The sequence below is a fragment of the Crenobacter intestini genome, assembly GCF_004919095.1.
GTDB classification, from domain to species: Bacteria; Pseudomonadota; Gammaproteobacteria; order Burkholderiales; family Chromobacteriaceae; genus Craterilacuibacter; species Craterilacuibacter intestini.
Window position 1 is genome coordinate 100,468 of record NZ_STGJ01000005.1, and the last position, 13,049, is coordinate 113,516.

General features: G+C 66.3%; 16 protein-coding genes. 8 read left to right on the forward strand and 8 right to left on the reverse strand.

Annotated features, from left to right (window positions below; genetic code table 11):
* Positions 1-3 precede the first annotated feature (3 nt).
* The 4 genes from rpsU to gmk form a co-directional block, all read right to left on the reverse strand.
* Positions 4-216 carry a 30S ribosomal protein S21 gene (gene rpsU / locus E5K04_RS05795; RefSeq protein WP_136551955.1) on the reverse strand — a complete coding sequence of 71 codons (213 nt, stop codon included), beginning with the start codon at positions 214-216 and terminating at the stop codon, positions 4-6.
* A 307-nt stretch (positions 217-523) separates the two neighbouring features.
* Positions 524-2,683, reverse strand: a complete 2,160-nt coding sequence (locus E5K04_RS05800) for a RelA/SpoT family protein (RefSeq protein WP_136551956.1) — start codon at positions 2,681-2,683, stop codon at positions 524-526.
* Between the two features lie 22 nt (positions 2,684-2,705).
* Positions 2,706-2,912 carry a DNA-directed RNA polymerase subunit omega gene (gene rpoZ, locus E5K04_RS05805; RefSeq protein WP_136551957.1) on the reverse strand — a complete coding sequence of 69 codons (207 nt, stop codon included), beginning with the start codon at positions 2,910-2,912 and terminating at the stop codon, positions 2,706-2,708.
* 69 nt (positions 2,913-2,981) lie between these two features.
* The gene (gmk, locus tag E5K04_RS05810) at positions 2,982-3,605 is read right to left on the reverse strand and encodes a guanylate kinase (RefSeq protein WP_136551958.1); all 624 of its coding nucleotides are present in this window, start codon (positions 3,603-3,605) and stop codon (positions 2,982-2,984) included.
* Between the two features lie 165 nt (positions 3,606-3,770).
* Between gmk and E5K04_RS05815 the strand changes: the two genes are divergently transcribed.
* The 7 genes from E5K04_RS05815 to E5K04_RS05845 all read left to right on the forward strand — a co-directional run bounded on the left by E5K04_RS05815 (position 3,771) and on the right by E5K04_RS05845 (position 9,918).
* Positions 3,771-5,069: an NCS2 family permease gene (locus E5K04_RS05815; protein WP_136551959.1), complete on the forward strand. Its 1,299-nt coding sequence runs from the start codon at positions 3,771-3,773 to the stop codon at positions 5,067-5,069.
* A gap of 104 nt (positions 5,070-5,173) precedes the next feature.
* Entirely contained in the window at positions 5,174-5,731 is a 558-nt protein-coding gene (locus E5K04_RS05820) for an adenine phosphoribosyltransferase (RefSeq protein ID WP_136551960.1), read from the forward strand.
* Between the two features lie 130 nt (positions 5,732-5,861).
* A complete protein-coding gene (argC, locus tag E5K04_RS05825; RefSeq protein WP_136551961.1) occupies positions 5,862-6,890 on the forward strand; it encodes an N-acetyl-gamma-glutamyl-phosphate reductase in 1,029 nt (342 codons plus the stop codon).
* 93 nt (positions 6,891-6,983) lie between these two features.
* Positions 6,984-7,334: an iron-sulfur cluster insertion protein ErpA gene (gene erpA / locus E5K04_RS05830; protein WP_136551962.1), complete on the forward strand. Its 351-nt coding sequence runs from the start codon at positions 6,984-6,986 to the stop codon at positions 7,332-7,334.
* 65 nt (positions 7,335-7,399) lie between these two features.
* Positions 7,400-8,272 (forward strand): CheR family methyltransferase, encoded by an 873-nt coding sequence (locus tag E5K04_RS05835; RefSeq protein WP_136551963.1) that lies wholly within the window; start codon positions 7,400-7,402, stop codon positions 8,270-8,272.
* Between the two features lie 56 nt (positions 8,273-8,328).
* Positions 8,329-9,528 carry a formate-dependent phosphoribosylglycinamide formyltransferase gene (purT, locus tag E5K04_RS05840; protein ID WP_235844280.1) on the forward strand — a complete coding sequence of 400 codons (1,200 nt, stop codon included), beginning with the start codon at positions 8,329-8,331 and terminating at the stop codon, positions 9,526-9,528.
* Between the two features lie 3 nt (positions 9,529-9,531).
* Positions 9,532-9,918 (forward strand): group II truncated hemoglobin, encoded by a 387-nt coding sequence (locus E5K04_RS05845; protein ID WP_136551964.1) that lies wholly within the window; start codon positions 9,532-9,534, stop codon positions 9,916-9,918.
* Positions 9,919-9,986: 68 nt separating this feature from the next.
* Here E5K04_RS05845 and folB read toward each other — a convergent pair whose 3' ends face one another.
* Positions 9,987-10,346, reverse strand: a complete 360-nt coding sequence (gene folB / locus E5K04_RS05850; RefSeq protein ID WP_136551965.1) for a dihydroneopterin aldolase — start codon at positions 10,344-10,346, stop codon at positions 9,987-9,989.
* Between the two features lie 71 nt (positions 10,347-10,417).
* Here folB and plsY point away from each other — a divergent pair, with 71 nt between their 5' ends.
* Complete coding sequence (gene plsY / locus E5K04_RS05855) at positions 10,418-11,053, forward strand: glycerol-3-phosphate 1-O-acyltransferase PlsY (RefSeq protein ID WP_136551966.1); 636 nt, start codon at positions 10,418-10,420, stop codon at positions 11,051-11,053.
* Between the two features lie 6 nt (positions 11,054-11,059).
* On the opposite strand, the gene E5K04_RS05860 is transcribed toward plsY, so the two are convergent.
* From E5K04_RS05860 to metF, 3 genes are all read right to left on the reverse strand, one after another.
* Positions 11,060-11,572, reverse strand: a complete 513-nt coding sequence (locus E5K04_RS05860; protein ID WP_136551967.1) for a type IV secretion protein Rhs — start codon at positions 11,570-11,572, stop codon at positions 11,060-11,062.
* Positions 11,573-11,635: 63 nt separating this feature from the next.
* On the reverse strand, positions 11,636-12,181 hold the full coding sequence (locus tag E5K04_RS05865; protein WP_136551968.1) for a TIGR00645 family protein: 546 nt from the start codon (positions 12,179-12,181) through the stop codon (positions 11,636-11,638).
* Positions 12,182-12,209: 28 nt separating this feature from the next.
* Entirely contained in the window at positions 12,210-13,037 is an 828-nt protein-coding gene (gene metF / locus E5K04_RS05870) for a methylenetetrahydrofolate reductase [NAD(P)H] (RefSeq protein ID WP_136551969.1), read from the reverse strand.
* Positions 13,038-13,049: the final 12 nt, after the last annotated feature.

The window sequence follows — 13,049 nt, forward strand, 5'->3', positions numbered from 1 at the left end:
AGCTTAGTACAGCTTGGGCGGCAGTTGCTGGCTGCGGATGCGCTTGTAGTGGCGCTTCACGGCAGCAGCGGCCTTGCGCTTACGCTCGGCGGTCGGCTTTTCGTAGAACTCGCGGGCGCGCAGCTCGGTCAGCAGACCGGTCTTCTCCACGGCACGCTTGAAACGGCGCATAGCTACTTCGAAGGGTTCGTTCTCTTTAACGCGAATGTTCGGCATCGACTAATGATCCTTGAGATTGTTCAGTAAGCTTGACGCTTGAAAGGCGTCGATTTTAGCAACGGGCAGGCGATAGATAAAGCACTGAATCCGCTGCGGGTTCTTCACGGCAATGGCCGCCAAACCCTCTTAAGGAAATCACCCCCTCACTCGGAGAATCTGATGTTGCTTGTGGACGAAACCGCGGCCGGCGCGGACGCCAGAAGGGCCTCGGCCATCGGCAGCACGTACTCTGCTGAGTGCGGGCTTCGCGAAAGGGATGGTTTATACCGGAAAACGCCGTTGGCGTCGAGCAGAAAATGGCCGTTCAGCGCCGCTCGGCCCGCATCACGCTGCCGACCTGCAGCACGGCGAACAGCACGCGCTCGAGGTGGGCGACGTCGCTGACCTGCAGGCGGAAGTGGATCTCGATCACGCCCTCGGACGAGGGGCTGTCCTGCGTGTCCACGCGCTCGACGTTGGCCGCCGCGTTGGAGATCGCCGCAGCGATCTCCGCCAGCGCGCCCCGCTCGTTGTGTGCGGTCACGCCGACCGTCACCGTGAACACGCGGTCGCGCTGCGCGTCCCAGGTCACGTCGAGCAACTTGTCCGCCTCGACCCGGCGCAGGTTCGCGCAGTGGCTGCGGTGGATCAGCAGCCCCTGCCCCTTGGCGATCACCCCGACAATCTCGTCGCCGTGGATCGGGTTGCAGCACGAGGCCAGCGCGATCGCGCCGCTCTCGTTGCCGCGGATCGTGATCGGCGCCATGCGCACCGGCTCGCCCAGCTTGCGCCCGGCCAGCTCGACCAGGCGACGGGCGACGACGATGGGCAGCAGCTTGCCGACACCGACGTCGGCGAGCACCTCACCGAACGCACTCTGGCGGTCGCCGAAGTGGGTGAGGTATTCGCCCTGCAGCGTGTCGTCGATCTCGAGCGGCTGCGGCAACAGCGCCCCCAGCGCCTGGCGCAGCAGGCGGTCGCCCAGCAGCGACGCCTCGGTACTCTGCAGGCTCTTCAGGTAGGCACGGATGCACGAGCGTGCCCGACCGCTGGCGACGAAGTTCAGCCACGAAGGGTTGGGCTTGGCCTGCGTCGCGGTGATGATCTCGACGCTGTCGCCGTTGCGCAACACGGTACGCAGCGGCACCAGCGCGTGGTTGACGCGGGCGGCGATGCAGCGGTGGCCGACGTCAGTATGTACGGCGTACGCGAAGTCGACCGGGGTCGAGCCCTGCGGCAGCACCAGAATCTTGCCCTTGGGGGTGAACACGTACACCTCGTCGGGGAACAGGTCGATCTTGATATGCTCGAGGAACTCGATCGCGTCGTCGCTTTCGGCCTGGATGTCGAGGATGCTCTGCAGCCACTGGTGGGTGCGCTGGTGCGCGGCGTCGAGCGTCGCGTCACCACTCTTGTACATCCAGTGCGAGGCGATGCCGGCCTCGGCGACCGCGTTCATCTCGCGGGTGCGGATCTGCATCTCGACCGGCGTGCCGTACGGACCGAACAGGGTGGTGTGCAGACTCTGGTAGCCGTTGCCCTTGGGGATCGCGATATAGTCCTTGAACTTGCCCGGCAAGGGCTTGTACAGGCTGTGCAGCGCGCCCAGCGCGAGGTAGCAGGCAGGCGAGTCATTGACGATCACCCTGAAGCCGTAGATGTCGAGCACCTCGGAGAAGGACAGGTGCTTCTCCTGCATCTTCTTGTAGATGCTGTAGAGGTTCTTCTCGCGACCCTTGATGGTCGCCTCGATATTGTTCTCGACCAGCCGCTGGCTGACCGACTGCAGGATCTTGTTCACCACCTCGCGCCGGTTGCCGCGCGCAGCCCGCACGGCCTTGGCCAGCACCTGGTAGCGGTTCGGGTAGAGATGGCGGAACGACAGGTCCTGCAGCTCGCGGTAGACCTTGTTCAGGCCGATGCGGTTGGCGATCGGCGCGTAGATTTCCAGCGTTTCCAGCGCGATGCGCTTGCGCTTGTCCTCGCGCATCGAGTCGAGGGTGCGCATATTGTGCAGGCGGTCGGCCAGCTTGACGATGATCACGCGCACGTCGCGCGCCATCGCCAGCACCATCTTGCGGAAGTTCTCCGCCTGCGCGGTTTCCTTGGTCTGGTACTCGAGCCGCTCGAGCTTGGAGAGCCCGTCGACCAGGTCGGCGATCGTCTTGCCGAAGTGCTCGGCGAGCGTCGCCTTGCTGACGCCGGTATCCTCGAGCACGTCGTGCAGCAGGGCTGCCGCGACTCCCTGCGCGTCCATCCGCCAGTCGACCAGCATCGCGGCGACCGCCAGCGGGTGGGTGATGTAGGGCTCGCCGCTCTTGCGGGTCTGCCCCTCGTGCGCGTCGCGGCTGACTTCGAACGCCTGGCGCAGCAGCTGCACGTCTTCCGGCTTGAGGTAGCGTGATGCTAGCTCGAACAGTGAAGACGACTCGGCTTCGATCAGCGGTCGGTAGTCGACCGCGCTGTCTATATCAGCCTGCGGCATGCGCCGTGGTGCTCCGGAAGGTTCAGCCCTGGTGGCGGGTCAGCACTTCGCGGCCGACATGGCCGGCGGCGATTTCGCGCAGCGCGACGACGGTCGGCTTGTTGCGGCCGCCGTCAACGAAGGGGGTACCGCCGGAGGCGAGCTGGCGCGCGCGGTAAGCGGCAGCCAGGGTCAGGTCGAAGCGGTTCTGGATACGGTCAAGACAATCGTCAACGGTAATGCGGGCCATGGAAATTCAACCTTTGGGTTAGGTAACAAACACTATGCGATTTTAATGCGCCGGGCAATCGCTTTCACTTCAGGCGGAAACACCCTCGGCGAGGATCGCGTCGACGGGGGATTGCTGTTGCACCGCGCGCAGGCGAGCGGTGCGCACCAGCGCGCGCAGGTCGCCGAGCGCGCGCTCGAAGTCGTCGTTGACGACCAGGTAGTCGTACTCGGGCGCCAGCGCGATCTCGGCACGCGCCTCGGACAGGCGGCGGGCGACCACTTCTTCGCTGTCGGTGCCGCGTCCGCGCAGGCGGTTCTCGAGTTCGGGCAGGCTGGGCGGCAGGATGAACACGGCGACCGCCTCGGGGAATGCCGCGCGCACCTGACGCGCGCCCTGCCAGTCGATCTCGAGCAGGAGGTCGTGTCCGGCGGCAACCCGCTCGGCGATCCAGCGGCGGCTGGTGCCGTAGTAGTTGCCGTAGACTTCGGCGTGCTCGAGGAAGTCGCCATCGGCGATCATGCGCTCGAACAGCTCGCGGCTGACGAAGTGGTAGTGCTGGCCGTCGACCTCGCCCTGGCGCGGCGCGCGGGTGGTGAAGGAGACGGACAGTTCGACACCGGGCTCGGCCTTCAGCAAGGCGGCCACCAGCGAGGTCTTGCCCGCGCCGGAAGGCGCCACCACGATGAAGATGCTGCCAGCCGCGCCACTCATGCCCTACCCCTTCACGATCCTGAACTAATATTTCAGGTTACCACAAAGCGTACAGGCGAAAACAGCACTCCCTCGCAGATACCCCACACTTCCTAAGTCACATCATATAAAATCCCGCGCTTGCCTTGTCCATAAAACCAAAGCACCACGGGGAGTGTGCGCACCATGCAAGTACTTGAAAACCTGTTCCGGCTCAAGGAGCACGGCACTTCGGTCAAAACGGAAGTGATCGCCGGGATCACGACCTTCCTGACCATGGCGTATATCGTGCTGGTCAACCCGGCCATCCTGTCGGCCACCGGCATGGACCTGAACGCGGTCTTCGTCGCGACCTGCCTCGCCGCAGCGCTGGGCACCGGCATCATGGCGCTGGTCGCCAACTACCCGATCGCGCTGGCGCCGGGCATGGGCCTGAACGCCTACTTCACCTTCACCGTGGTGCAGGGCATGGGCGTGCCCTGGCAGACCGCGCTGGGCGCGGTATTCCTGTCGGGCATCGTCTTCCTCGCGGTCAGCCTGTTCAAGGTGCGCGAAGCGATCGTCAACGCGATCCCGCAGTCGCTGAAGTTCGGCATCTCGGCCGGCGTCGGCATGTTCCTCGCCATCATCGGCCTGAAGAACGCCGGCGTGATCGCCGCCCACCCGGCGACCCTGATCACCCTGGGCGACGTGCACAGCCCGACCACCCTGCTCGCCATCCTCGGCTTCTTCCTGATCGTCGCGCTCGAGTACCGCAAGGTGCCCGGCGCGATCATCCTCAGCATCATCGCGGTGACCGTGCTGTCGATCACGCTGGGCCTGTCGACCTTCGAAGGAGTGTTCGCGCCGGTGCCCAGCCTCGAACCCACCCTGATGCAGATGGACATCGCAGGCGCCCTCAACGCGGGCCTCTTGGGCGTGATCTTCGTGTTCTTCTTCGTCGACCTGTTCGACACCACCGGCACCCTGGTCGGCGTGTCGCACCGCGCGGGCCTGCTCGACAAGGACGGCAAGCTGCCGCGCCTCAAGCGCGCCCTGCTGGCCGACTCGGTCGCGATCACCGCCGGCGCGGTGATGGGCACCTCATCGACCACCGCCTACGTCGAATCCGCCGCCGGCACCGCGGTGGGCGGGCGTACCGGCCTCACCTCGCTGACCGTCGCCCTGCTCTTCCTCGCTTGCCTGTGGCTCTCCCCGCTGGCCAAGACCGTGCCGGCCTATGCGACCGCGCCCGCGCTGTGCTACGTCGCGGTGCTGATGACCCGCGGCCTCGCCGAGATCAAGTGGGACGACCTGACCGAGGCCGCGCCGGCGGTAATGACCGCGATGGCAATGCCGTTCACCTTCTCGATCGCCGACGGCATCGCGTTCGGCTTCATCAGCTTCACCGCGGTCAAGATCCTGTCCGGCCGCTTCAAGGACCTGAGCATCGCCGTGCTGGCCATCACCGGCATGTGGATCTTCAAGCTCGCGTTCTTCCACTGAGCGCCTCGGCGCTGACCTAAGCTGCAAGGGGCGGCCCGCCCCTTGCCCACGCCGGCGCGGCTGCCTGTACAATGCGCCGCGACACAAGAATCAAGGCTGAAACCATGGACAACCTCAGCAATATCGACTACGCGAGCTACCTCAAGGGCTGGATCCGCGCCGTACCCGACTGGCCGCACAAGGGAGTGATGTTCCGCGACATCACGCCGCTTTTGCAGAACCCCAAGACCTTCCGCATGCTGATCGACGTGTTCGTCCACCGCTACATGGACCAGGACATCGACCTGATCGCGGGGCTGGACGCGCGCGGTTTCATCATCGGCTCGGTGCTCGCCTACGAGCTGAACGTCGGCTTCGTGCCGATCCGCAAGAAGGGCAAGCTGCCGTACACGACGATCGCCGAGGAGTACGAACTCGAGTACGGCAACGCGACGGTCGAGATGCACACCGATGCTTGCAAGCCGGGCGACCGCGTGATCCTGGTCGACGACCTGGTCGCCACCGGCGGAACCATGATGGCGGGCTACCACCTGCTGCAGAAGCTCGGCGCCGACGTGCTCGAGGCGGCCGCGATCATCGAGCTGCCGGAACTTGGCGGCGGCAAACTGGTGCGCGAGGACGGGCTGCAGCTGTTCACCATCTGCTCGTTCAGCGGCCTTTGAGCGGCAAGCCCTCCGTCTAGGCAAGGCGTGCACAGGCGCGCCTTTTTTGCGCCCACAATATTCATGTTGCATTGCAAGGGAATACCCGCCTAAGATTTTCGCTTCCAATTTCTGCACGCGGGAGTCGAACATGATCAAGGTCGGGATTGTCGGGGCCACCGGCTACACCGGAGTCGAATTGCTGCGCCTGCTGGCGACCCACCCGCAGGCGCGCGTCACCGCCGTCACCTCGCGCAAGGACGCGGGCACGCCGGTGGCGGCGATGTTCCCCAGCCTGCGCGGCCATGTCGACCTCGCGTTCAGCACGCCTGAAGACGCGCGTCTGACCGAATGCGACATGGTGTTCTTCGCCACCCCCAACGGCATCGCGATGAACGAGGCTGCCCAGCTGTTGGCCGCCGGCGTGCGCGTGATCGACCTTGCCGCCGACTTCCGCATCCGCGACCAGGCCGAGTGGGAAAAGTGGTACGGCATGACGCACGGTGCGCCGCAACTGCTGGAAGACGCCGTGTACGGCCTGCCCGAAGTCAACCGCGAGGCGATCCGCGGCGCACGGCTGGTCGCCAACCCAGGCTGCTACCCGACCGCCGTGCAACTGGGCTTCTTGCCGCTGATCGAAGCCGGCGTAATCGACGCCGCCACCCTCGTCGCCGACTGCAAGTCGGGCGTCTCCGGCGCCGGCCGCAAGGCCGAGGTACACGCGCTGCTGGCCGAGGCCGGCGACAACTTCAAGGCCTACGGCGTGGCCGGCCACCGCCACCTGCCGGAAATCCGCCAGGGCCTCGCGCGCGCCGCCGGCGCGCCGGTCGGGCTGACCTTCGTGCCGCACCTGACGCCGATGATCCGCGGCATCCACGCAACGCTGTACGCGCGCCTCACGCAGGACACCGACCTGCAGGCGCTGTTCGAGTCGCGCTACGCGAACGAGCGCTTCGTCGACGTGCTGCCGGCCGGCAGCCACCCGGAAACCCGCTCGGTGCGCGGCGCGAACACCTGCCGCATCGCCGTGCACCGCCCGCAAGGCGGCGACACCGTGGTGGTGCTGTCGGTGATCGACAACCTGGTCAAGGGCGCCGCCGGCCAGGCCGTGCAGAACATGAACCTGATGTTCGGCTGCGACGAGCAGGCCGGCCTCGCGCAGGTGCCGCTGCTGCCGTAAGCACTTGAAAACTCGCCAGCGCGCCCCAATCCCGAGTAAAATCCTTGGGTTGATGCCGCTTTTGGCTACCCGTTTGACTGAGGTTCCCTGAACATGACCGCCACCACCGAAATGCCGTCCCCGATCAACTTCACCGACAGCGCCTGCGACAAGGTGCGCGAACTGGTTGCCGAAGAGGGCAACCCGGAGCTGAAACTGCGCGTCTTCGTCACCGGCGGCGGCTGCTCGGGCTTCCAGTACGGCTTCACCTTCGACGAGATCGTCAACGACGACGACACCGCGATCGAGCGCGCCGGCGTGACCTTCCTGGTCGACCCGATGAGCTACCAGTACCTGGTCGGCGCCGAGATCGACTACCAGGACAGCCTGGAAGGCTCGCAGTTCGTGATCCGCAACCCGAACGCGACCACCACCTGCGGCTGCGGTTCCTCCTTCTCGGTTTAAGCGCGCCGCGTTATCATCGAAAGCCCGGACTCGTCCGGGCTTTTTTCTTGCCTTCCGCCCAGACCATGACCCTGCTACCGCCGATCCAGCTGCCCAAAATCGATTTTGCCCGCGAGTTCACCTTCAGCGACGCCGACTACGAGCGTGTGCGCCGGCTGATCCACCGCACGGCGGGCATCTCGCTCGGCCCCAGCAAGAAGGACATGGTGTACGGCCGCCTGGTGCGCCGCATCCGCGAGCTGAAGCTCGCCGGCTTCACCGCCTATGTCGACCTGCTCGAATCGCCGGCCGGCCGCGGCGAGTTCGAACAGTTCGTCAACGCGCTGACCACCAACCTGACCTTCTTCTTCCGCGAAGACCACCACTTCCCGCTGTTGGCCGAGCACCTCAAGCAGAAGGCCGGCCAGGAAGTGTCGATCTGGTGCGCGGCCGCGTCGACCGGCGAGGAGCCCTACTCGATCGCGATCACCGCGCTGGAGGCGCTCGGCGCCAACGCCCGCGTCAGCATCCTCGCGACCGACCTCGACACCAGCGTGCTCGAGACCGGGCGGCGCGGCATCTACGGCGCGGATAAGGTCGCCCGCCTGCCCGCCGGCATGGCCGCGCGCTACTTCGACAAGCTGCCGGACGGCAACTACCAGGCGCGCGCGCAGTTGCGCAACCTGATCCGCTTCGAGCGGCTCAACCTGGTCGACAGCGTATGGCCGGCATGCAAGCCGTTCGACGCGATCTTCTGCCGCAACGTGATGATCTACTTCGACCGCGACACCCAAGCCGGCGTGCTCAGGCGCTTCGTACCCATGCTCAAGCCGGACGGCCTGCTGTTCGTCGGCCACTCGGAAAACTTCTACTTCGCGTCCGACCTCTTTCACCTGCGCGGCAAGACCGTCTACGAGCACGCCGCGCGCGCCGCGGTGCGGCCTTTGACCCACGGCTGACCGGCCATGCCATGCGTGTTAAGATGCGGCCGATTTCTTAGTTAAGGAGCCCGTCCGTGCGCATCGGTACCCCGTTGTCCCCCTCCGCCACCCGCGTCATGCTCTTGGGCAGCGGCGAACTCGGCAAGGAAGTCGTGATCGCCCTGCAAAGGCTGGGCGTGGAAACCTTCGCGGTCGACCGCTACCCCAACGCGCCGGCGATGCAAGTCGCCCACGGTAGCCGGGTCATCGACATGACCGACGCGGCCGCCTTGCGCGCGCTGGTAGCTGAAGTACGCCCGCACTACATCGTCCCCGAGATCGAGGCGATCGCGACCGAGGCGCTCGTCGCGATCGAGGCCGAAGGGCACACCACCGTGGTGCCGACCGCCCGCGCAGTCAACCTGACCATGAACCGCGAGGGCATCCGCACGCTGGCGGCCGAGGAGTTGGGCTTGCCGACCTCGCGCTACGCCTTCGCCGGCTCGCTGGATGAAATGCGCGCGGCGACCGACGCCATCGGTTTCCCCTGCTTCATCAAGCCGGTGATGTCGTCCAGCGGCAAGGGCCAGTCGTACCTACAATCCGCCGCCGACGTCGACGCCGCGTGGGCGTATGCGGCCAGCGCCGGCCGCGTCGCCAAGGGCCGGGTCATCGTCGAGGGCCTGGTCGACTTCGATTACGAGATCACCCTGTTGACGGTCCGCGCGAGCGACGGCGAGGGCGGCACCGCGACGCACTTCTGCCAGCCGATCGGCCACCGCCAGCAAAGCGGCGACTATGTCGAGAGCTGGCAGCCGCAGGCGATGTCGCCTGCCGCGCTCGAACGCGCACGCGAGATCGCCGGCAAGGTCACCGCCGCGCTCGGCGGCTTTGGCCTGTTCGGCGTCGAGCTCTTCATCAAGGGCGACGAGGTATGGTTCTCCGAAGTGAGCCCGCGCCCGCACGACACCGGCCTGGTGACGCTCGCCACCCAGCGCTACTCGGAGTTCGAACTGCACGCGCGCGCGCTGCTCGGCCTGCCCGTCGACACCTCGCAGCGCGAACCCGGCGCCTCGGCAGTCATCTACGGCGGCATGGACGAGTCCGGCATCGCCTTCGAGGGCATTGCCGACGCGCTGGCGGTGCCGGGTGCCGACCTGCGCCTGTTTGGCAAACCGGAGAGCTTCTTGCGCCGACGCATGGGCGTGGCGGTCGCTACCGGCAACGACACCGACCAGGCGCGCGCGCGCGCGCAGGCCGCCGCATCCGCGGTGCGCCCGGTCAAGGGTAACTAAGAGATGGCCGACATGACCCCGTACGAGCTCCTGGGCGGCGCCAGCGTGGTGCGCCACCTGACCGACCGCTTCTACGACATCATGGATAGCGACCCGGCGGTGGTGAAACTGAGGAAAATCCACCCGGACGACCTCGCAGGCTCGCGCGAGAAGCTCTACATGTTCCTGTCCGGCTGGCTGGGCGGCCCCGCGCTCTTTGTCGAGGCGTTCGGCCACCCGCGCCTGCGGATGCGCCACCTGCCGTTCGCGGTCGACAGCCAGATGCGCGACGAATGGATGTACTGCATGCGGCTCGCCGTGAACGAGCTGATCGTCGAGGACGAACTGAAGGCCAAGCTGATCGACGCCTTCCACAACACCGCCGACTTCATGCGCAACCAGCCCGAATAAGCGGGTGCCACGCGTGCAAAGGCCCGGTCCGCCAGTACGGCGCCCGGGCCTTGTGTCTGTTCCGCCGTTTAGCGGCTGCGCTGCCCGCGTTCGATGGTCACGCCCACCTTGGCCACGTCGGGGAGGATGCCCGGCTTGGTCACCGACACCCGCACCCATGCCGCGCCGAACTCGTCGCGGATCAGGTGCGCGATATGCTCGGCCAGCGCCTCGATCAGCAGGAAGTGCTGCTCGGCCAGCGACGCGCGTACCCGCTCGACGACTTCCCCGTAGTGGATGGTGTCGCCGATGTTGTCGCTGTGGCACGGCGTCTCGCTCGGGATGCCGATATCGAGGTCGATCTCCAGGGTCTGGGGCGCGTGGCGCTCCCAGTCGTAAACGCCGATCAGCGTGGCGGCACGCACTTCTCGCAGGAAAATGATGTCCATCTTGGGTGGCGGCGTTGGGAAATGCCGCCCGATACCGTAGAATCCAAACCCCGCATTCTAGTGTATTCACCATGACCACGACAGCCTTTGCCTTTATCGCCGCGGCCTACCTGATCGGCTCGCTCTCGTTCGCCGTCATCGTCTCCAAGGCAATGGGCATGGCCGACCCGCGCAGCTACGGCTCGGGCAACCCCGGCGCGACCAACGTGCTGCGCTCGGGCAAGAAGATCGCCGCCGCGCTGACGCTGCTGGGCGACGGCGCCAAGGGCTGGGTCGCCGTCGCGCTCGCCGCATGGCTCGCCCCGCGTTACGGCCTCGGCACGCGCGAGGTGGCGATGGTCGCCATCGCCGTGCTCGCCGGCCACATGTGGCCGGTATTCTTCGGCTTCAAGGGCGGCAAGGGCGTCGCCACCGCCGTCGGCGTGCTGTTCGGCTTCAGCCTGTGGCTCGCGCTCGCCGCGGTCGCCACCTGGCTATTCATGGCCTTCGTGGTGCGTATCTCCTCGCTGTCCGCGCTGACCGCCTGCGTGCTCGCGCCGGTGTACGCCTACTTCATCCTCGGCCCGCAAAGCCCCTACTTCGGCACCTGCATCATCATCGCGATCCTGGTGATCCACCGCCACAAGTCCAACCTGGTCAACCTGCTGACCGGGCAGGAAGGCAGGATAGGCGAGAAGGCTGCGTCCAAGGACGAGCAGCAGCCGTAACAGGCCTTACAGCCGCCACCAGCGCGCCGGCAGCAAGGCCGGCGCCGCCGGGTCGGCCAGAAAGTCGGCAAGCCGCGCAGCGAGCCACGCCTCCTCAGCCACACAATCGGCCAGGCCGAGCCTCGCGCCCCAGTAGCGGGCAACCAGCTCGGCCTGCTGCTCCAGGTTATACGCGTGAAACGGCCGCGCCTCGCCCACCGCATAGCGGTACGCGTCGCGCAGCCAGTAGGCGCCCTGCAGCCACAGGCAGACGCCGGCGAGCCTCACCGGCACCCCGCGCTGGTACTGCCAGACATGGGTGATTTCGTGCACGAACAGGCACTGCGAGCGCGGGCCGGCGAGCGAAAAGTCGGCGCGGTAGAGCGCAGGCGGAAAGTAGAGTTCGCCCGCCGGCGCCATCGCGACGCGGCGCAGCCACGGCAGGTAGCCGCGCGCGTGCACGCGCACCCGTGCCGCGTCGACAGCCGCGCCAAACAGCCGCGCCACCATCGCCCGCTCACCCGCCGTCAGCGCCCGCACCAAGCCTCCCGTCCATGAAAAAAGGGGGCGAAAGCCCCCTTGCAGTATGCGCACGCGGTGCGCTCAGTGCTTGAGCGTCGAGTTGAGCAGCTTGTCGGTGTACGCGATGGCCGCCGCCGACAACAGGAAGGCCAGGTGCAGCAACAGCTGCCACTTGATGGTGTGATCCGACAGCTTGCTGGCGTTGATGAAGGTCTGCAGCAGGTGGATCGACGAGATGCTGATGATCGCCATCGACAGCTTGACCTTGAGCACCGACGCATTCACATGGTCGAGCCACTCGGGCTGGTCCGGGTGGTTATCGATGCGCAGCCGCGACACGAAGGTCTCGTAGCCGCCGACCGTCACCATCAGGAGCAAGTTGGCAATCATCACCACGTCGATCAGCGCGAGCACCGACAGCATGATCTCGGTCTCGGTCAGCACCGTCAGGTCCGACAGCAGCGTCCACAGCGAGGACAGGAACTTCCACGCGTAGACGCCCTGCACCACGATCAGCCCCAGATAGATCGGCAGCTGCAGCCAGCGGCTCCAAAAAATCAGCTGGCCCAGCCGCGACTTCACCACCGGCCGCTCCTCGTGTCGCAGTACCGCTTCACCTGCTTGCATCACTCTTCCCCCTTAAACCCGCTTTGGTTCACAAACCCAGGCGCTGACAGATCGTCGACACCAGCCCGGCCTGGTTCAGCGTGTAAAAATGCAGGCCGGGTGCGCCGTTCGACATCAGCCGGTCGCAAAGTTCGGTCACCACGTCAAGGCCCAGCGCGCGGATCGACGCGGTGTCGTCGAGGTAGGACTGCATGCGCAGGCGCAGCCAGCGCGGTACTTCGGCGCCGCACATGTCGGAGAAGCGCACCAGCTGGCCGAAGTTGTTGATCGGCATGATGCCCGGCACCACCGGCACGTCGACGCCGCGCGCCTGCGCCTCGTCGACGAAGCGGAAGTAGGCGTCGGCGTTGAAGAAGTACTGGGTGATCGCCGAGTTGGCGCCGGCGCGCACCTTGCGCACGAAGTTGTCGATGTCCTCGTCGGCCGAGCGCGCCTGCGGGTGGAACTCCGGGTAGGCGGCGACCTCGATGTGGAAATGGTCGCCGTGCGCCTCGCGGATGAAGGCGACCAGTTCGTTGGCGTAGCGGAACTCGCCGGCCTCGACCATGCCCGAGGGCATGTCGCCGCGCAGCGCGACGATATGGCGAATGCCGTGCTCGCGGTACTCGTCGAGGATCGCGCGGATGCTCTCGCGGGTCGAGCCGATGCACGACAGGTGCGGCGCGGCGGCCAGGCCGTCGGCGCGGATATCGAGCACTGCCGCGATCGTGCCCTCGCGGGTGGTGCCGCCGGCGCCGAAGGTCACCGAGAAGAACTCGGGCTTGAACTGCGCGAGCTGCGCGCGCGTGGTACGCAGCTTGGCCATCCCCTCTTCCGACTTGGGCGGGAAGAATTCGAAACTGTAGGTATGCTTCATGGTTTCCCCTTG